Source organism: Pseudomonas sp. SF2 (genome assembly GCF_036858055.1).
Lineage (GTDB): Bacteria > Pseudomonadota > Gammaproteobacteria > Pseudomonadales > Pseudomonadaceae > Aquipseudomonas.
In genome coordinates, this window is the sequence record NZ_JAMBDI010000036.1 from 1 (window position 1) to 18,680 (window position 18,680).

Here is an 18,680-nt window from a genome sequence, read left to right on the forward strand (position 1 = left end):
GCCGCTCCCACAGGTGTAGTGTCAACTCGAAGCCAGCGCAGTACCTGTGGGAGTCCGGCTTGCCGGCTATGGGCTGCGCAGCAGCCCCAATGAGGCTAACCGAAAGGTTTCAGGCCTTAGTGCGAGTGCTTGGGCACCGCCGCCCCGCGGCATCCGACCAGGAAGTCGAAGTCGCAACCCTCATCGGCCTGCATGACGTGGTCCAGGTACAGCCTGGCGTAACCACCGCTGATCAGCTGCGGCGGGGCTTGCAGGTCGGCCAGGCGGCCGGCCAGTTCCTGGTCGGAAATGTCCAGGTGCAGGCGGCCTTCCTTGCAATCCAGCTCGATCCAGTCGCCTTCGCGCACAGCGGCCAATGGCCCGCCAGCTGCCGCTTCCGGCGCCACGTGCAGTACCACGGTGCCGTAGGCAGTGCCGCTCATGCGGGCATCGGAAATGCGCACCATGTCGGTCACGCCCTGGGCCAGCAGCTTGGCCGGCAGGCCCATGTTGCCGACCTCGGCCATGCCCGGGTAACCCTTGGGCCCGCAGTGCTTCATCACCAGCACGGAACTGGCGTCCACCTCCAGCTCGGGGTCGTTGATGCGTGCCTTGTAGTCGTCGAAGTTTTCGAAAACCACGGCGCGGCCACGATGCTGCATCAGCGCCGGGGTGGCGGCTGACGGCTTGAGCACAGCACCCTTGGGCGCCAGGTTGCCGCGCAGGATGCAGATGCCGCCATCGGCCACCAGCGGCTTGTCGATCGGGCGGATCACCTCCTCGTCATACAGCGGTGCGGCCTGGCAGTTGTCCCACAGGCTCTTGCCGTTGGCAGTCAGCGCGGCAGGGTTGGGCAGCAGGCCGTGTTCGCCCAGGCGGCGAATGACCGCAGGCAGGCCGCCGGCGTAGTAAAACTCTTCCATCAGGAATCGGCCCGAGGGCTGCAGGTCGACCAGGGTTGGCGTACCGCGGCCGATGCGGGTCCAGTCTTCCAGCTGCAGGTCCACCCCGATGCGCCCGGCAATGGCCTTGAGGTGAATCACCGCGTTGGTCGAGCCACCGATGGCGGCGTTGACGCGGATGGCGTTCTCGAAGGCTTCGCGGGTGAGGATTTTCGACAGGCGCAGGTCTTCGCGCACCATGTCGACAATGCGCATGCCCGACAGGTGGGCCAGCACGTAGCGGCGTGCATCCACCGCCGGAATGGCGGCGTTGTGCGGCAGCGAGGTGCCCAGCGCTTCGGCCATGCAGGCCATGGTCGAGGCGGTGCCCATGGTGTTGCAGGTACCTGCCGAGCGCGACATGCCGGCCTCGGCCGAGAGGAACTCGTTGAGGTCGATCTGGCCGGCCTTGTAGGCCTCGTGCATCTGCCAGACGATGGTGCCGGCGCCAATGTCCTTGCCTTTGTGCTTGCCGTTCAGCATCGGCCCACCGGTAACCACGATCGCCGGCACGTCACAGCTCGCCGCGCCCATCAGCAGCGCCGGGGTGGTCTTGTCACAGCCGGTCAGCAGCACCACGGCGTCCACCGGGTTGCCACGGATCGCTTCCTCCACATCCATGCTCGCCAGGTTGCGGGTGAGCATGGCGGTGGGGCGCAGGTTGGACTCGCCGCTGGAAAACACCGGGAACTCCACCGGGAAGCCGCCAGCCTCAAGCACCCCCTTCTTGACGTGTTCGGCAATCTTGCGGAAGTGCGCGTTGCACGGGGTCAGCTCCGACCAGGTGTTGCAGATGCCGATGATCGGCTTGCCCTGGAATTCGTGGTCCGGAATGCCCTGGTTCTTCATCCAGCTGCGGTACATGAAACCGTTCTTGTCAGCGGTGCCGAACCATTGGGCGGAGCGCAGAGGGCGTTTGAGATCAGACATGGGGATACCTAATTAGTATTACTATTTGTCGTTGTGTTGTCGAATGTACTGAGAAAAATGGCCTATGTGAAGGCTTGTTGATTTAAATAGTAATACTATAAGATCGTTCACCCAGGTCAGAGGTCTGCCAAAAAGTCCCCGGCCGGTGCTGTACCCATTACAAGAACAATTGGAGACATCGCCATGATTCAGGAGCAGCGGCTCGTCCGCCTGATCACACTGAAACTCATCCCTTTTCTGGTACTGCTTTACCTGGTGGCCTATGTCGACCGTTCCGCGGTGGGCTTCGCCAAGCTGCACATGGGCGCCGACATCGGCCTGGGTGACGCTGCCTACGGCCTTGGTGCCGGGCTCTTCTTCATTGGTTATTTCCTGTTCGAGGTGCCGAGCAACCTGTTGCTCGACCGCTTCGGCGCGCGCCGCTGGTTCGCTCGCATCCTGATCACCTGGGGTGCGATCACCGTCGGCATGGCCTTCGTCACCGGGCCCAACGGCTTCTACGTGATGCGCTTTCTGCTGGGGGCGGCCGAGGCGGGCTTCTTCCCGGGCGTGCTGTACTACATCACCCAGTGGTACCCGGTGCGCCATCGCGGCAAGATCCTCGGCTTCTTCATCCTCTCCCAGCCGCTGGCAATGCTGATCACCGGGCCGCTCTCGGGCGCGCTGCTGGGGCTCGATGGCATCTACGGCCTGCATGGCTGGCAATGGCTGTTCATCTGCATCGGTACCCCGGCAGTGCTGCTGGCCTGGCCGACCTTGCACCTGCTGCCGGACAGCCCGGCCAAGGTGCGCTGGCTCAGCGACGAACAGCGCAGCTGGCTGCAGGAACAACTGGCCAATGACCTGCGCGAGTTCGGCCAGACCCGCCATGGCAATCCGCTGCATGCCTTGAAGGACGGCCGGGTGTTGCTGCTGGCGCTGTTCTATCTGCCGGTGACCCTGAGCATCTACGGCCTTGGCCTTTGGCTACCCACGCTGATCCATCAGTTCGGCGGCAGTGACCTGGTCACCGGTTTCGTTTCGGCCGTGCCTTACCTGTTCGGCATCATCGGCCTGCTGATCGTGCCGCGTAGCTCCGACCGCCTGAACGACCGCTACGGCCACCTCGGCCTGCTTTACGCCCTGGGTGCAATCGGCCTGTTCCTCAGTGCCTGGTTGAGCGTACCCGCCATGCAACTGGCGGCGCTGTGCCTGGTGGCGTTCGCGTTGTTCTCCTGCACCGCCATCTTCTGGACCCTGCCGGGCCGGTTCTTCTCCGGGGCCAGCGCCGCAGCCGGCATCGCCTTGATCAACTCGATCGGCAACCTCGGCGGCTACCTGGGCCCGTTCGGTATCGGCGCGCTCAAGGAGCACACCGGGCAACTTTCGTCGGGGCTGTATTTCCTGGCCGTGGTGATGCTGTTCGGGCTGTTGCTCACCGGGGTTGTCTACAACCGCCTGGAGCGCCGCCAGCGCCTGGCTTCCACGCGGGCAGCCGAGGCCTCCCGCTAATTTCCGCAACCGAGAAGCGAGCACAAACATGCGATTGATTCAATTTGAAACCGCCACCGGCGAGCGCTGCGTGGGCGTGGTGGAAGGCGATTACGCCCTGCAAGTGCAGGGCGCTGGGAGCACCCGCGAGCTGGCCCTGCAAGCCATTGCCGCCGGCCGTGACCTGGCCGCTGAAGTGCAGGCTGCCGGCCTGGGCGAGCGCCACGATTACCTGGCCCTGCTGGCCGAAGGCCGCGTGTTGCCGCCACTGGACCACCCGGACCCGGCACACTGCCTGGTCACCGGCACCGGGCTGACCCACCTGGGCAGCGCCGCTACGCGCGACAAGATGCATCAGCAGCAGGCCGAAGGCGCGGTGACCGACAGCATGCGCATGTTCCAGTGGGGCCTCGATGGCGGTCGGCCGCCGGCAGGCGAAGAGGGCGCCCAGCCGGAGTGGTTCTACAAGGGCGACGGTGGCATCGTCGTGCGCCCTGGCGCCGACCTGCCGCTGCCGGCGTTCGCCGAGGATGCCGGCGAGGAGCCAGAGCTGGTCGGGCTGTACCTGATCGGTGCCGACGGCACGCCCTACCGCCTTGGCTATGCGTTGGGCAACGAGTTTTCCGACCATGTGATGGAGCGGCGCAACTACCTGTACCTGGCCCATTCCAAACTGCGCGCCTGCAGCTTCGGCCCAGAGCTGCGCCTGGGTGCGCTGCCGGCCCACCTGGAAGGCACCAGCCGCATCCTGCGCGACGGCCAGGAGCTGTGGCGCAAGCCGTTCCTGTCGGGCGAGCAGAACATGTGCCACAGCTTCGAGAACCTCGAGTTCCACCACTTCAAGTACCCCCAGTTCCTGCGCCCCGGCGATATCCACGTGCATTACTTCGGCACCGCCACGCTGTCGTTCGCCGACGGCATCCAGGCGCGGCCGGGCGACACCTTCGAAGTCAGCCTCGACGCCTTTGGCCAGCCGCTGCGCAATGGCATTGCAGCAGCACCCGCGCAGGTACGCCCCGGGGTGGTGAAAAGCCTTTGAGCCGTCAAGCGAGCAGTGTGTCAGGTTCGCCCACAGGGGCCCTGCTGACAGGGCGGGGCATATGCACTCCATGGCTGACATGAACCTTTGAATCTTCTTTCCTCATTACAGGAGCCAACCATGACCGGATGCAATTTCATTGGCGGCCAGCGCAGCGCTGCCGGCAGCGTGCGCCTGCAAAGCCTCGATGCGCGTACCGGCGAAGCCTTGCCGCAGGCCTTTGCCCAGGCCACCCCGGAAGAGGTGGACGCCGCCGCGCAGGCTGCCGAAGCGGCCTTCGCCGAATACAACGCCCTGGCGCCGCAGCGCCGTGCGCAGTTCCTCGATGCCATTGCCGACCAGCTGGATGCGCTGGACGACACCTTTGTCGCCACCGTGTGCCGCGAAACCGCACTGCCGGCCGGGCGCATCCAGGGCGAACGCGCGCGTACCAGCAACCAGATGCGCCTGTTCGCCACGGTGCTTCGTCGTGGCGACTACCTGGGGGCGCGCATCGACCGTGCACAACCCCAGCGTCAGCCGCTGCCGCGCCCCGACCTGCGCCAATACCGCACCGGCGTCGGCCCGGTAGCCGTGTTCGGCGCCAGCAATTTCCCGCTGGCCTTCTCCACCGCCGGCGGTGACACCGCCGCAGCGCTGGCCGCCGGCTGCCCGGTGGTGGTGAAGGCGCACAGCGGCCACATGGCCACGGCCGAGCAGGTGGCCGAGGCGATCGAGCGCGCAGTGGTCGCCACCGGCATGCCCGCCGGCGTGTTCAACATGATCTACGGTGCCGGTGTCGGCGAAGCGCTGGTCCGCCACCCGGCGATTCAGGCGGTGGGCTTTACCGGCTCGCTCAAGGGCGGCCGTGCCCTGTGCGAGCTGGCTGCGGCGCGCCCGCAGCCGATCCCGGTGTTTGCCGAAATGAGCAGCATCAACCCGGTGCTGGTCTTGCCAGCGGCGTTGCAGGCCAGGGGCGAGCAGGTGGCCAGGGAACTGGCCGGTTCGGTGGTGCTGGGCTGCGGGCAGTTCTGCACCAACCCCGGACTGGTCATTGGTATTGCCGGCGAAGCGTTCAGCACCTTCCTCAGGGCCCTTGGCGCGCAACTGGCCGACCAGCCCGGGCAGACCATGCTCAATGCCGGCACCTTGCGCAGCTATAGCCAAGGTGTGCAACGCCTGCACCAGCACCCGGGCGTGCGCCATCTGGCCGGTGCCGAGCAGGCGGGTGACCAGGCCCAGGCACAGCTGTTCCAGGCCGATGTGAGCTTGCTGCTGAACGGTGACGCACTGCTTCAGGAAGAGGTCTTCGGGCCTGCCACGGTGGCCGTCGCAGTAGCCGACGAAGCTGAACTGCGCCGCGCCGTGCAAGCCTTGCATGGGCAACTGACCGCAACCCTGATTGCCGAGCCGGAGGACTTCCAGCGCTTCGCCGCGCTGGTGCCGGTGCTGCAACGCAAGGCCGGGCGCCTGCTGGTCAACGGTTACCCGACCGGCGTTGAAGTGTGCGATGCGATGGTGCATGGCGGGCCGTACCCGGCCACGTCCGATGCTCGTGGCACGTCAGTCGGTACCTTGGCCATCGACCGCTTCTTGAGGCCGGTTTGCTACCAGGACTACCCGGACGCGCTATTGCCCGATGCCCTGAAAAACGCCAACCCGCTGGGCCTGCAACGCCTGGTCGACGGCCAGCACAGCCGCGAGGCGCTGGCCTGACGCCAGCCCTGTCGAGGAAGAGATGCAGGACGTGGAGGCCAACAATTCGGTTTCTGCCGAGCATCCGCAACCTCGCTGAGGCGACTTGCCCGGAAACGAATGCGGTTCACAGCTTTCTTGTGAGGTATGCAGCCACGAGTTCCGATCCCACTTCACCAGACCCGGCCCTGACGACCCGCTCATGAACGAGGAAAAGGGTGGTGCTTGGCAAGAGGACGACAGCCTGGCTGATGACGGCAGGCAGAGCGTGGAGCAGCCAGCAGTGGACCAGGTTCAGCGCAGGGAATGACCATTGACAGGCCAACGCCCCTGTGGGAGCGGGTTTACCCGCGAAGAATCCAACGCGGTGTATGGCACCGGCTTCGCCGGTGTTCGCGGGTGAACCCGCTCCCACAGGGGCGCTTTCTTGAGTGAGCGACCTCAGGTACCGCCGCTGGCTATCTCCCAAGCAACCCAACCCTTGAACGCCTCCGCCACCGGCGATGGGTGCATCGCACCTGATTGGGCCAGCACCACTTTTTGCGGTGATACCTCTTCCAGTAATGGCCGGCACAACAGCGGTGTACCGTCATAGCAGTGGTCCCCGGCGGGCCGGGTGCATGACAGGGCAACCCCGTAGCCATGCGCGACCAGGCCCCGTTGCATCTCGAAGGTCTGGGTAAATTGCTGAGTGCGCGGTTGCAGGTTATGCGCCCAAAACAGCGAAAGAAAATACTCACGCGTTTGTGCGATGTCTTCAAGAATCAAACACTCTTGCGCCAGCTCATGCAGCGGTATCGCTGCCAGCTGGGCCAGGCGATGGTCAGTAGCGATGAGTGCGTAGGGTTTCAGCTCAGCCAGTACCTGGCGCGGCAGCGAGGGATCGAGGCCTATGTCATACGTCAGCGCGAGCTCGGCCTTGCCGGCGCTCAGGTGGCGGTGTACGTCTGCCAGGTCAGTCTCGAACAGCGTGACCTCCACATCGGGATACTGCTTGCGAAAACTCGATAGCAGCCGCGGCGCGTAATAGGGGCCCAAGTCTTGAAAGCAGATAAGCGACAGGTTGCCGCGTAGCGAGCCTCGCGTGGCATCCGCGCTTTGATTCATGGCAATGGCCATGCCGATGATATCGCGTGCCTGGGCCAGTAAACGCGTGCCTGCTGACGTCAGCTCCAGCCCGCGGCTGACCTGGCGCCGGAACAGCCGCTCGTTCAGCGCCTCTTCAAGCTGGGCAATCGCAACCGAAACCGATGGCTGCGAAACGTGCCGGGCTCGCGCCGCAGCGCTGATGCTGCCGTGTTCGGCCACGGCGACGAAGTACTCGAGCTGTCTGAACGAGAACCCTATCATCTTTTCCTATACTCGGGATTAGGAAATATATTCTTTTCCTATCGTAGCTGAAAAGCAATACTCGCGGTGCACCTTGCTTGTTCCGCTTGATACTTGGCAGTGGTGCTGTTGCCCAATAAAAAGACCAAAGGGTGCTTATGAAACAGACCGCCGAATTTCAACTAAGTGAAGAAACCATCGAGGCTTTCCAGCGCGATGGTGCCGTCTGCGTACGTAATTTGTTCACGCCGGAAGAAGTTGCACTGCTCGAAACCGGCATCGAACAGAACCTGAAAGCCCCAAGCGAGCGCGCTAAAGTGGCGAGCCGCCCTGACGACCCGGGTTGGTTCTTCGAAGACTTCTGTAATTGGAGTGATATTCCGGCCTATCGCCAGTTCATCTTTGAAAGCCGGGTGGGTAGCGTTGCAGCGCAACTCATGAACAGCGAGACAGCCCGGCTTTATCACGATCACCTGCTGGTCAAGGAACCCAACACGCGCCAGCGAACGCCCTGGCATCAGGACCAGCCCTATTACAACATCGACGGGCGCCAGAACTGCAGCATGTGGATGCCCGTCGACCCGGTCTCGAGAGAATCCACCCTTGAATTCGTGGGGGGCTCGCACCTTGGGCCGTGGCTGATGCCACGCAGCTTCCTCGACAGCCAGGCGCAATGGTTCCCGGAAGGCAGCCTTGCGGACTTGCCGGATATCGAGGCCGATCGCAGCGCCTGGAACATCCTCGGCTGGGCGCTCTCCCCAGGCGACGCGGTGTTCTTCCACATGCTCACCTTGCACGCCTCTGGCGGTGTCGGGGGCAATCGCCGGCGTCGAGCCTTCTCGGTGCGCTTCCTGGGCGATGACATCACTCACGCACCGCGCCAGTGGAAAACCTCGCCACCGTTTCCTGGCCTGGAAACGCAACTGGCCAGCGGTGCCGAAATGAACCACGAACTGTTTCCGGTGCTGTGGCCAAGGGCTTGATGATTGGAATAATGCGTGCCTGATAAAACCGCACGGCATTAGCGTTGTGCGGACCTGATAATAAAACCAAGAAGGTATCTATGAGCGCTCAATCTTCACATCAGTTGAAGCGGGGTCTCTCTACCCGGCATATTCGTTTCATGGCGTTAGGTTCTGCTATCGGTACCGGGCTGTTTTATGGCTCGGCATCGGCAATCAAATTGGCAGGGCCTTCAGTTCTGCTCGCCTATCTGATCGGTGGCGCAGCCATTTACATGATGATGCGCGCCCTTGGCGAAATGGCGGTTCATAACCCGGTGTCAGGCTCGTTCGGCCACTATGCCAGCCAATACCTGGGGCGCTACTTTGGCTTTCTGACCGGTTGGAGCTACGCGTTCTCGATGTTGGTGGTGTGCCTGGCAGACGTGACGGCCTTTGGCGTTTACATGGGGCTGTGGTTCCCTGAAACGCCCGCGTGGATCTGGGTGCTGGGGATAGTGTTCTTTATCGGGGCGCTGAACCTGTGCAGCGTGAAAGTGTTCGGGGAGATGGAGTTCTGGCTGTCGTTGCTGAAGGTGACCGCGATCGTTGCCATGATTGTGGCAGGCGCGGCAGTGCTGCTACTGGGTATCCAGTTGAATGACGAGGCAGGCACGGTTGCCGGAATCTCGAACCTGTGGAGCCACGGCGGGTTCTTCCCTAATGGCGTCAGTGGAATGATCGCTTCCTTCACTGTCGTGATGTTCGCCTTTGGCGGAGTCGAAATGATCGGCATCACCGCAGGCGAGGCAAGGGACCCGAAGCGCGTGCTGCCGAAGGCTATCAACTCGGTGCCTCTGCGTATCCTGCTGTTCTACATTCTTACCCTGTTCGTACTCATGGCCATTTACCCTTGGACCAGCATTGGCAGCCACGGTAGCCCGTTCGTGCAGATCTTCAGTGGTCTTGGCATCAGTTCAGCGGCAACCGTGTTGAACATCGTGGTCATTTCAGCGGCTGTTTCGGCAATCAATAGCGATATCTTCAGCGCTGGGCGCATGATGTACGGCATGGCTCAGGACGGCCAGGCACCTGCCGGCTTCGCATCGTTGTCGCGTTTCGGTGTGCCGTGGATGACGGTTGCAGTGATGGGCGTTGCGCTGCTTCTGGGCGTGGTATTGAACTACCTGGTGCCAGAAGACTTGTTCCTGGTGCTCGCTGCGGTGGTCACGTTCTCCATTGTCTGGGTCTGGTTGATGATCCTGCTTTCTCAGGTGGCCATGCGGCGCGGCATGAGCAAGGAGGAGGCGGCTGCACTGGATTATCGTGTGCCACTGTGGCCGGTAGGGCCGGCTTGCGCGATTGCTTTCATGGTATTCATTTTTGGCGTGCTCGGTTGGTTCCCGGCCAGCCGCACAGCCATGTATGTCGGGGTTGGCTGGTTGGTGCTGCTATCCCTGGGTTACTGGTTGTGGGGTGTGCGTGCGCCACGACAAGTGTCGGCCAACGCTTGAGGCATTGAACCGTCAGCGTCCGGCAAGGGACTGCCGCGACGCGTCTCCGATGCATGGCCAGGCGTATACCTTCAAACCACTTCGGGTCACGATCGAGTGGGGCGTTCAATTGCCCGTGCGGGGATCGGGGTAGACATCACGATGGACGTTCGCGTCTCTCCATAGATGTTGATCTTTTCGATCAGCCGCTCCAAATCGCTCATGCTGGCGGCGACCACACGGAAGATGTAGGAGTCTGCCCCTGTTATGTGATGGCACTCCAGCACTTCCGGTATCGACCCTAGCAGCTTGAGGAATTTTGCCTTGGCCGGTTGGGGTACTGTCATGGCCAATATGGCCCCGACCAGATAGCCCGCTTTTATCGGGTTGACCCGCGCCGCATAGCCCTCGATCACTCCCTCTTCCTCAAGGCGCTTGACTCGCTCGGTGACGGCTGGCACCGAGAGGTGGACGTGCCGTGCAAGCTCTGTATAGGTCATGCGACCGTTGCCCTGAAGGCGATCAAGGATTTTCCAGTCAATGTCATCCATGTGGCTTAATTCCTTAGGTAAAAGACGAATCTTCCTTAGAAAACCCATTCTGCCCCACCCAAGCCATGCCTACCATGCCTCCATGATCGACGCGTACCGTATGGAGGGGCTCATGTTGTTCATCAAGGCGCTTGTCATTGGCTTTTCAATCGCTGCACCCGTCGGCCCGATTGGCCTGCTCTGCGTCCAGCGGAGCCTGAAGCGTGGCTTTCGTTCAGGACTTGCGACAGGGTTGGGGGCTGCAACCGCCGACGCTCTCTATGGGGTGCTCGGGGCAGTCGGCATTACCGGGGTGGCCCTGTCTGCTCCGTCGCTGGCAATGCTTCTGAAGGTGGTTGGTGGTGCGTTCCTGATGTGGCTGGCCTGGGGTATTGCCCGCGACGCGCTGAAACCCAAGCATGCAGCAGTGGTGGCAGCCTCTACGGCAGTCACTCGCGACTTCCTGACAGCGTTCGGGTTAACCCTGTCCAACCCCATGACAATATTGGCCTTCATTGCCATTTTTGCGGCACTCGACCCGCTGTCCGGCGAGCCGCAGGCGGGTGAAGCAATGTGGTTTGGCACCTGCTCAATGCTGGCTGGAGTCTTCTTGGGATCTGCTGCGTGGTGGCTGTGCCTGAGTGGGCTGACGGCGGCTTTACGCAAGAAGATGTCCGTCTCGTTCATGCGGGTCATCTCTGCAATGTCTGCAGTCGCTATCGGCACCTTTGGCTTTGCCCAGGTGGTCATCGGGTTGCGCCTGGTCTTGTAGCAGATGTCGAAAAAATGCCTGCAAGCCACTCAGCCCGTGTCATCTCCCATATTTCGACGCGCATCTGCCCGCAGACAAAATCACCGTCCCGCACGCCCACCATGCGCATGCCTTCATTCTCTGAGACCCTGCGGGACGCGTGGTTGGCAACCGCTTTGGGGACCTGCATGAGCGGACGCGACAATGTCTCGAACCAATACGCGTTGATGACCCGACATGCTTCACGCATATAGCCTTTTCCCCACCACTGGGGCGCAAGCCAGAAGCCTCTGTTGTTTCCAGGCTGTTTAAACAAACTGATGCTGCCAATGGTGCACTTGGCGTCGTTGCGCAGGCGGATCATCCAGTGCCATTCACGACACGCTGCCATGGCCGGCAGGGCGACATCGCGCACATAGACCAGCGCGCCATCCTCTGGATACGGCCATGGGACACGACGATCCAGATAGCGCACTACCTCCCATTGGGGGAACAACTCCTGGATGACGGGGGCATCCTGCAACTGGAGTGGCGTGAGAACAAGACGATCGGTGAACAGCGTCGGAAGGCGATCCATGGCATTCGTTCCTGGGCATCCGTTTGGCTTTTAATGGTCTGTGATGGATTCGTTGGTGTCGAGCGTTCACTGCCCTTTGGACTGCGCTGTCGCCTGGAGAACTGAATTCGCAAGCGGTCCGCGTACCTGTGGGACCAACTGTCTTGTGCAAGCTTTAAAGGCTTGCGCAGTTTTTGTGGGAGCGGGCGAGCCCGCGAACACCGGCGGAGCCGGTGCCATACACCGCGTTGTCTGTTTCGCGGGCACGCCCGCTCCCACAAGGGAAAGTGACACGCTCTCGAACATTGTTCCCTGTGCGACAGCGCAGCCCCAAGGGCTGGGCAATCTCCCACAGTGTCCCTGCCAATCCAATGAGTCATGTGCAGCGCCATGACAACTGGCTTGCCTGCAATCAGCAGGCCATGCGGGTGTATGCAAGCTTGATGAAGGTGCGCCCGCCGTCGGCACTGGGTAGGGCGCAGGTGAATCAGCCGCGGCTGGCCTCCAGTGCCTGGGCCAGGTCGGCGATGATGTCGTCGCTGTGCTCGATGCCGATCGACAAACGCACCATGTCCCGTGGCACGCCGGCCTTTTCCAGTTCCTCGTCGTTGAGCTGGCGGTGGGTGGTGGAGGCGGGGTGGCAGGCCAGCGACTTGGCGTCGCCGATGTTCACCAGGCGCACCACCAGCTGCAGCGCATCGATGAAGCGCGCACCGGCCGCCTGGCCGCCCTTGATGCCGAACGACAGGATCGACGCCGGCTTGCCACCGGTGTAGCGCTGGGCCAGTTCATGCTCGGGGTGGTCGGGCAACCCTGCGTACTTCACCCAGGCCACCTGCTCGTGGGCTTGCAGGTAGTGGGCGACCTTCAGCGCGTTCTCAGTGTGGCGTTCCATGCGCAGGGCCAACGTTTCCAGGCCTTGCAGGATCAGGAAGGCGTTGAACGGCGACAGTGCGGCGCCGGTGTTGCGCAACGGCACTACGCGGCAGCGGCCGATGAAGGCGGCGGGGCCGAAGGCTTCGGTGTAGGTGACGCCGTGGTAGGACGGGTCGGGGGTGTTGAGCAGGGCGAAGCGTTCCTTGTTGTCGGCCCAGGGGAACTTGCCGGAGTCGATGACGATGCCGCCGATGCTGGTCCCGTGGCCGCCGATGTACTTGGTCAGCGAGTGCACGACGATATCGGCGCCATGCTCGAACGGCCGGCACAGCACCGGGGTGGCCACGGTGTTGTCGACGATCAGCGGCACACCGTGGCGGTGGGCGGCCTCGGCCAGCGCGGCGATATCGACGATATTGCCGGCAGGGTTGCCGATGGACTCGCAGAACACCGCCTTGGTGCGCGAATCGATCAGCGCTTCGAGGGCGGCGATGTCGTCATGGGCGGCGAAGCGGGTGTGGATGCCCATGCGCGGCAGGGTGTGGGCCAGCAGGTTGTAGGTGCCGCCGTACAGCTTGGCCACCGAGACAATGTTGTCGCCGGCCTCGGCGACGGTCTGGATGGCGTAGGTGATGGCCGCCATGCCCGAGGCCACCGCCAGCGCACCAACCCCGCCCTCCAGGGCGGCCATGCGCTGTTCGAGCACATCGTTGGTGGGGTTCATGATGCGCGAGTAGATATTGCCGGCCACCTTCAGGTCGAACAGGTCGGCGCCGTGCTGGGTGTCGTCGAAGGCGAAGGAGGTGGTCTGGTAGATCGGTACGGCTACTGCCCGGGTGGTCGAGTCGGGGCTGAAGCCTGCGTGGATGGCGAGAGTTTCCAGCTTCATGCAATCGTTCCTTGAGCGTGGGGTGGAAGCGTTCGAGCATGCGGCGGTGGGAGGGCGTGGGTCAAGGACGTAGTGGAGGCCCACTTGAGCGGAGCTGCACACGTACAGTGCAAATCGAATGGGGCGTTAAGGTGCCGTCATCTGCTATCCAACAGAGGCGACTTACGGAAAAAATAAGCGCAACTGCGGGCTGCAAAAGGTTGACGTATCACCATGCAAAGGCGGGAGAACGTTGGCCTGAGTCGCTGCACAGGTGACAAGCCGTATCTGTTCGGGCAGGATATGAGTGATGGCTAATTGCCTCTAGTGTATGGATAAACGGAAGCCTGCATTGGAATCTACATATGGAGGGTGGGGTGCAACAGCTCTGGCATGACTTGGAAGCCTTCCTGCAAAAGCACAGTCCGCGGCAATTCGCTGACCTCAATGCTTGCGCGTCGGTTGTACAAATCTCTGCAATGCAAGACCAATTGGGCGTGGCGTTACCTGCTGACTTCGTGCAGTGCCTGCTGCGACACGACGGCCAACAGGGCAAAGCAGAAGGGCTGTTCGAGGGCTACGAATTTCTTTCGTCCCGCAAGATCCTCCTGGAATGGTGCGCGCTGCGCCGTCTCCTCGATCGAGGCGACCTGGACGAGCCACTTGATCGTCCCGATCCGGCTGTTCTTCATACATGGTGGCACCCGTGCTGGATTCCTTTTGCTGCCAACGGCGCCGGTGACAACCTCTGTCTCGACCTTGCTCCAGCCGCCGCAGGAGCCCACGGTCAGATCATCAGCTATTCCCATGAATTCCCTCGTCGATCGGTGAAGGCACCCAATTTCACTGTCTGGTTCGAGAATTTAGTCAATCGCATGCGTGCTTGAGCCCCCCATGGAAATGACCCTTACCGAAATGCGCGAGCAGCGCCTGCAAAAACTGTTCGATGATTGCCAGCAACAGGTAATCGGGCAAATCATCGGGCCGTTTGGTCTTTCTACGGCGATGTTTGAGGACAAGAACGGCGGAAATGTCACTACGCTACACAACTTCTCTCGTGGTGATGACGATTACATCGCCACTGACTCCGACAAGGCGCTGCATGCGCATTCGAAGACCGAGTACAGCGAAGAAGTTCGATCCCAGTACGAGATCAAGACTCAAAAACAAGCTGAGGCGACTGGCGGCAAGACTTGGGATAAGAAGCGCGACGAGCGGATTGCGAAGGGTCGGGACGACTATACCGGTGCCAAGGTTGCGGCTGATGGCACCACGGTTATGCATACAGGCGAGACGGTTACGGTAGAGCTGGATCATGTGGTGTCCATCAGTGAAGTCCACCGTACCCCCAAGAATCATCTTGCTCTAGGCGATGTAGTGGTCAACCCTACAACGGGCAAGAAGCAAGTCGACGCTGGGCGTATGCGCAAGATGGTCAATGATGACAATAACCTTGCGTTGACCAACAAGCCCGCAAACGGGTCGAAGAAAGGTCATGATCTTGACGAGTGGTCAAACCGTGAACGAAATGATGGAACGACCAATGCGGAGGAGTTTGGGCTCAACCAGAACATGGTCGAGGAGGCTTACCAAAAAGCCAGGGCACATGTCGACAAGACTGCCAACAGTGCTCTGTTCAAGAAGCAGGCGGGCGAGTTGCTCAGTACCGGCGGCAAACAAGCGGCGACCATGGGCCTCAAGCAGGCGCTGGGCGTTCTTCTGACGGAATTGGTCAATGGCCTGTTTATCGAGTTCAAGGTGCTGATCAAAGCGGGGGCAAGTGCGGGCAAGACACTCTTCGAAGAAATCAAGGTGCGCTTGCAACGGGTAATCGCCTCGGTCATCAGGAAGATTCCGGACGCTGCATCCCAGGCTCTTCAAGGGGGTGTCAGCGGGTTCATGAGCAATTTGATCACGTTCTTGATCAACAATTTCCTGTCCACCGCCAAGCGCTTCGTTACTATCATCCGCGACGGTTTGCTGAGTTTGGTCAAGGCAATCAAGATGATCATGTTTCCGCCCAAGGGGATGACGTCTGACCAGGCTCTTCAGGAAGGCATGAAGATTCTCACCACCGTTGTTGTGACAAGCGTGGGTTTCCTGTTGCAAGAAAGTGTGGCGACGTTTCTGAAGACGTTGCCGTTCCTACTTCCGATTGCCGACATTGTCGCCGGTGTGCTGGTAGGCATGCTCACTGGTTTGCTCAGTGCCTTTCTGGCTTACCAACTGGATAACCTGTTCGCGCGCTACCGTTATGCCTACGACGAAAAGCTTCTGGACGCCATCATCCTTGATGGGCGCTTGAGCGAACGGCTGGCTGGTGACCTGCTGGCGCAGGCTGAGGTCTCGTTGCAGTCCATCGGTAAATATGCGGAGTCCATCAAAAGCTACGAGGCCACCGAGCATTCATTTATCAACGCGGCACAGGCTGCCCAAAGTACATTGTTCAGCCTTGCAGCGAGCATCGAGACGGCCAAGGCGCAGGTCAGCGAAACGCGCCAGATGGTGGCCTATCTGGACGAAACCCAGGTGCTGCTGGATGACTTTTTCAAGACAAGGTAAGGCAATGAGCAGTTTGAAAGGCAAGGAAATCCAGATCGTCACCGCGTTGTCTCAAGCCGATTTGTCAGAGTCGGTAATTGGTGGCAGCTGTGTAAAACAGCTGATTACTGCAGTCGTTGATGCGCAGAATCAGGCCAAGAGCGCCAACGATGCGTTGCAAAAGGCACGCAGTGAAAAGAGCTCTCAGAATATCCTGAGCAATTGGTGGAACAACACCGAGGACAAGATCAAGGATGCTCAACTCACCCTGAGTACCGAGATTGCTAACCTCAACCGGCACTCATCGCAGTTGCTCATTTTCAACACCGCGGTGTCGAAAGTGCTGTGTGATCAGCAGGATATTTTACTGAGTCAGCAGCAGCGTCTTGAGGCTCAAGCGGCCCAGTTGCGGGAACAGAATGTTCAAATCCTTGGTCAGCAGGAGCAACTGGCGTCCCAACAGCAGGAAATTCGCGCGGCTAACCAAGGGCTACTCGAGGCCAAAGGCCTCACCGCCGCCCAGGCGCGTGACTTGATTGGTTGCGTACAGCGGGTCGAGGCGGCCGAGAAGCGTATTGGCCAGGTCAACCAGGAATTACTGACTGAAATTGGTCGGCAACTCGAAGTTGCGCGCAAGGATGTTGCAGATTCTCTTGCAGCTGCAGTCAGCAACCTGGAAGCAAGGGACAAGCAGCTACTGCGCATCGCCCATGACCAAAAGCAGAAACTTGCCAGCCATAGCGAAGCGATTGACGGTAAGCTTGATGCCTTCAATCAGGCCTTGCCTGCTCGACTTGAGCATGCGATCAAGCAACACTTGGAGCCCGGCATTGAGAAAACCCAGGCGCTGGAATTGCGCCTGGAGCAACAGACGGTCGAGCAGGCTCGCCTGGCCAAACGCTTGCTGATCAGCTCAACTGTTCTCGGTGCTGGGCTCCTTGCAGTCGGCGTGGCAGTGGTATTGCTTTGAACTAAGCCGACCAGTAGGGAGTTGCCAGCGTTCGCAGGTGAACCCTACTGCCAATCAGCTAAACAAATTGAGACCACTTCGCGGGCTTGCCCGCTCCCACAGGTACTGCACATCACATCAAATCGGTGCGATCGAAGTGGGAGCAGGCACGTCGAGCGCAGAGTCCGCTGCCGAGCGCTCGCGATTCGCCACCCCAAACGGCACGTGCACCATCGGCAAATCCCCCGCCGGCGACTGCAAATGGCTGCGCTGGTCATCAAAGAACACATGCGGTTTCAGGATCGACAACACCCTGGGCTTTTCCATCCCGCCCAGAAAGAAGCACTCGTCCGGCGATACGCCCCAGTCCTTCAACGTCGTCACCACCCGCTCATGCGAAGGCGCATTGCGCGCCGTCACGATCGCAATTCGCAAAATCCGTTTGTACGCCGGGTCCTCGGCCAACTTGCGGTCCTCGAGCATGCGAATCAGCGAAAGCTTGCGGTACAGGTCCGCCAACGGCCCCGGCGAATGCGGGATGCCCTTGCGCGCCCGCTCGTGCTCCTGAAACTCGTCCAGGTTGTCGTCGCGCTTGTACACGCGCTCGGCCTCGTCATCGGCAATCACCCCGTCAAAGTCGAAGGCCACCCGCAGTTCGGTGTCGATCTCGTCATCGTAGATGCGTGTCGGCAGCACCCGCCCGGCCGGGTAGTCGGCGTCGATGGCTTTCTGCACATCCTCCTCGTTGGCGCTGAGGAACAGCGAGGCATTGAACGCCGGGATGTACTCGTAGGGTGAGCGGCCCGACATGAACGCCGCGCGGGTGATGTCCAGCTGGTAGTGGCTGATCGAGCGAAACACTCGCAGGCCGGTTTCCGGCGAGTTGCGCGACAGCAGCACCACCTCCACCGGCAACTGCTCGGGGAAGGCCTGGTTGATGCTCAGGAAGCGGCGAATGAACGGGAACGCCACGCCCTTGGGGAACGGTTCGTCCAGGTTCTGTTGCTGATGCTGGCGGTAAGCCTCGACGCCCTGGGTCTGGTAGATGTCGTCCGAGACGGTGAGGTCGAACAGCGCACTCGAAGCAACGCCAATGACCAGTTTCTGTTCGATGGGGTAGGGCATGAAACAACTCCTGAGCGTGAGCTGAAGGCAAGTGTACCGCGCGCTTCGCGGCGCTGTCGGCGTCAGATCAGGATGTAGTCGTTACGCACCACCACCGGCTCGTGTGCGCCTTCGACCAGGTGCACGAACTGGCCGGCCACCTGGTCGATCGCCAGGCAATCGTCGACATCCAGCAAGGTATCGGTATGCGGCTTCAGCCATTCCGCCTGCATGCGTTGCTTGCCCAGGGCCTTGGCCTCGGCCTTGTTGTGGGCGGTGACCAGCAGGTAGCGGTGGGCCTCGCCGAATACCTTGCGTTCGTAGCCACCGAGGTTGATGAAGTACAGGCGCAGCGCACCAGGGGCAGGGGGCTGCTGGCGCAGTTCGATGCGTTGGCCGTCGATACCGTGCACTTCCAGCCACGAATCGATATGCAAACCTCGCGGGCTGCCGAACCAGGCCTGGCGCAATTGCGGGTAGGCCTGTTCGAAGGTGTCGGCCTGGGCGAACACCACATCGTGGACTTCGATCTTGGCGCCGGGGTGACGGCCTCCGAGCATGACGACGTAAAGCATGGGCGGTCCTTTGCATGGCTGATGTAAAAGTGCGTCATTGTACTGCCTGATTCGCGGATGCCGCTTTCATGGAACTGCACATGATTCATTGAATTGGCAGGGACCCTGTGGGAGCGGGCTTGCCCGCGAATGCG

General features: G+C 61.2%; 16 protein-coding genes. 9 read left to right on the plus strand and 7 right to left on the minus strand.

Annotation, left to right across the window (positions count from 1 at the left end):
• Positions 1-116 precede the first annotated feature (116 nt).
• On the minus strand, positions 117-1,850 hold the full coding sequence (locus M2S36_RS20020) for an IlvD/Edd family dehydratase (RefSeq protein WP_207836883.1): 1,734 nt from the start codon (positions 1,848-1,850) through the stop codon (positions 117-119).
• A 183-nt stretch (positions 1,851-2,033) separates the two neighbouring features.
• Here M2S36_RS20020 and M2S36_RS20025 point away from each other — a divergent pair, with 183 nt between their 5' ends.
• The 3 genes from M2S36_RS20025 to M2S36_RS20035 all read left to right on the plus strand — a co-directional run bounded on the left by M2S36_RS20025 (position 2,034) and on the right by M2S36_RS20035 (position 6,054).
• Positions 2,034-3,341, plus strand: coding sequence for an MFS transporter (locus tag M2S36_RS20025; protein WP_333957722.1), 1,308 nt, complete (start codon positions 2,034-2,036; stop codon positions 3,339-3,341).
• Positions 3,342-3,369: 28 nt separating this feature from the next.
• Entirely contained in the window at positions 3,370-4,359 is a 990-nt protein-coding gene (araD1, locus tag M2S36_RS20030; RefSeq protein WP_233686843.1) for an AraD1 family protein, read from the plus strand.
• A 120-nt stretch (positions 4,360-4,479) separates the two neighbouring features.
• A complete protein-coding gene (locus tag M2S36_RS20035; RefSeq protein WP_233686842.1) occupies positions 4,480-6,054 on the plus strand; it encodes an aldehyde dehydrogenase (NADP(+)) in 1,575 nt (524 codons plus the stop codon).
• Between the two features lie 420 nt (positions 6,055-6,474).
• Here M2S36_RS20035 and M2S36_RS20040 read toward each other — a convergent pair whose 3' ends face one another.
• A complete protein-coding gene (locus M2S36_RS20040) occupies positions 6,475-7,383 on the minus strand; it encodes a LysR family transcriptional regulator (RefSeq protein ID WP_333957723.1) in 909 nt (302 codons plus the stop codon).
• Positions 7,384-7,520: 137 nt separating this feature from the next.
• On the opposite strand from M2S36_RS20040, the gene M2S36_RS20045 reads away from it, so the two are divergent.
• A complete protein-coding gene (locus M2S36_RS20045; protein ID WP_233686841.1) occupies positions 7,521-8,345 on the plus strand; it encodes a phytanoyl-CoA dioxygenase family protein in 825 nt (274 codons plus the stop codon).
• 80 nt (positions 8,346-8,425) lie between these two features.
• On the plus strand, positions 8,426-9,817 hold the full coding sequence (locus tag M2S36_RS20050) for an amino acid permease (protein WP_233693565.1): 1,392 nt from the start codon (positions 8,426-8,428) through the stop codon (positions 9,815-9,817).
• An 86-nt stretch (positions 9,818-9,903) separates the two neighbouring features.
• On the opposite strand, the gene M2S36_RS20055 is transcribed toward M2S36_RS20050, so the two are convergent.
• Positions 9,904-10,347 (minus strand): Lrp/AsnC family transcriptional regulator, encoded by a 444-nt coding sequence (locus M2S36_RS20055; RefSeq protein ID WP_207836819.1) that lies wholly within the window; start codon positions 10,345-10,347, stop codon positions 9,904-9,906.
• 112 nt (positions 10,348-10,459) lie between these two features.
• Here M2S36_RS20055 and M2S36_RS20060 point away from each other — a divergent pair, with 112 nt between their 5' ends.
• The gene (locus M2S36_RS20060; RefSeq protein WP_233686839.1) at positions 10,460-11,098 is read left to right on the plus strand and encodes a LysE family translocator; all 639 of its coding nucleotides are present in this window, start codon (positions 10,460-10,462) and stop codon (positions 11,096-11,098) included.
• On the opposite strand, the gene M2S36_RS20065 is transcribed toward M2S36_RS20060, so the two are convergent.
• Complete coding sequence (locus M2S36_RS20065) at positions 11,073-11,654, minus strand: GNAT family N-acetyltransferase (protein ID WP_333957724.1); 582 nt, start codon at positions 11,652-11,654, stop codon at positions 11,073-11,075. The two genes, M2S36_RS20060 and M2S36_RS20065, sit on opposite strands and share 26 nt — an antisense overlap.
• Before the next feature lie 466 nt (positions 11,655-12,120).
• Entirely contained in the window at positions 12,121-13,398 is a 1,278-nt protein-coding gene (locus tag M2S36_RS20070; RefSeq protein ID WP_333957725.1) for a bifunctional O-acetylhomoserine aminocarboxypropyltransferase/cysteine synthase, read from the minus strand.
• 356 nt (positions 13,399-13,754) lie between these two features.
• Here M2S36_RS20070 and M2S36_RS20075 point away from each other — a divergent pair, with 356 nt between their 5' ends.
• Genes M2S36_RS20075 through M2S36_RS20085 form a run of 3 tightly spaced genes read left to right on the plus strand, consistent with a single transcriptional unit; the run spans position 13,755 to position 16,888 of the window.
• Positions 13,755-14,264 (plus strand): SMI1/KNR4 family protein, encoded by a 510-nt coding sequence (locus M2S36_RS20075; RefSeq protein ID WP_333957726.1) that lies wholly within the window; start codon positions 13,755-13,757, stop codon positions 14,262-14,264.
• Between the two features lie 7 nt (positions 14,265-14,271).
• Entirely contained in the window at positions 14,272-15,939 is a 1,668-nt protein-coding gene (locus M2S36_RS20080; protein ID WP_333957727.1) for a hypothetical protein, read from the plus strand.
• A gap of 4 nt (positions 15,940-15,943) precedes the next feature.
• Complete coding sequence (locus tag M2S36_RS20085) at positions 15,944-16,888, plus strand: hypothetical protein (protein ID WP_333957728.1); 945 nt, start codon at positions 15,944-15,946, stop codon at positions 16,886-16,888.
• A 117-nt stretch (positions 16,889-17,005) separates the two neighbouring features.
• Here the strand turns inward: M2S36_RS20085 and M2S36_RS20090 are convergent, their stop codons facing one another.
• Together M2S36_RS20090 and M2S36_RS20095 are read right to left on the minus strand one after the other, a co-directional pair.
• Positions 17,006-17,992: a 5'-nucleotidase gene (locus tag M2S36_RS20090; RefSeq protein ID WP_207836770.1), complete on the minus strand. Its 987-nt coding sequence runs from the start codon at positions 17,990-17,992 to the stop codon at positions 17,006-17,008.
• A 62-nt stretch (positions 17,993-18,054) separates the two neighbouring features.
• Positions 18,055-18,546 carry a DUF1543 domain-containing protein gene (locus M2S36_RS20095; RefSeq protein ID WP_333957729.1) on the minus strand — a complete coding sequence of 164 codons (492 nt, stop codon included), beginning with the start codon at positions 18,544-18,546 and terminating at the stop codon, positions 18,055-18,057.
• Positions 18,547-18,680 lie beyond the last annotated feature (134 nt).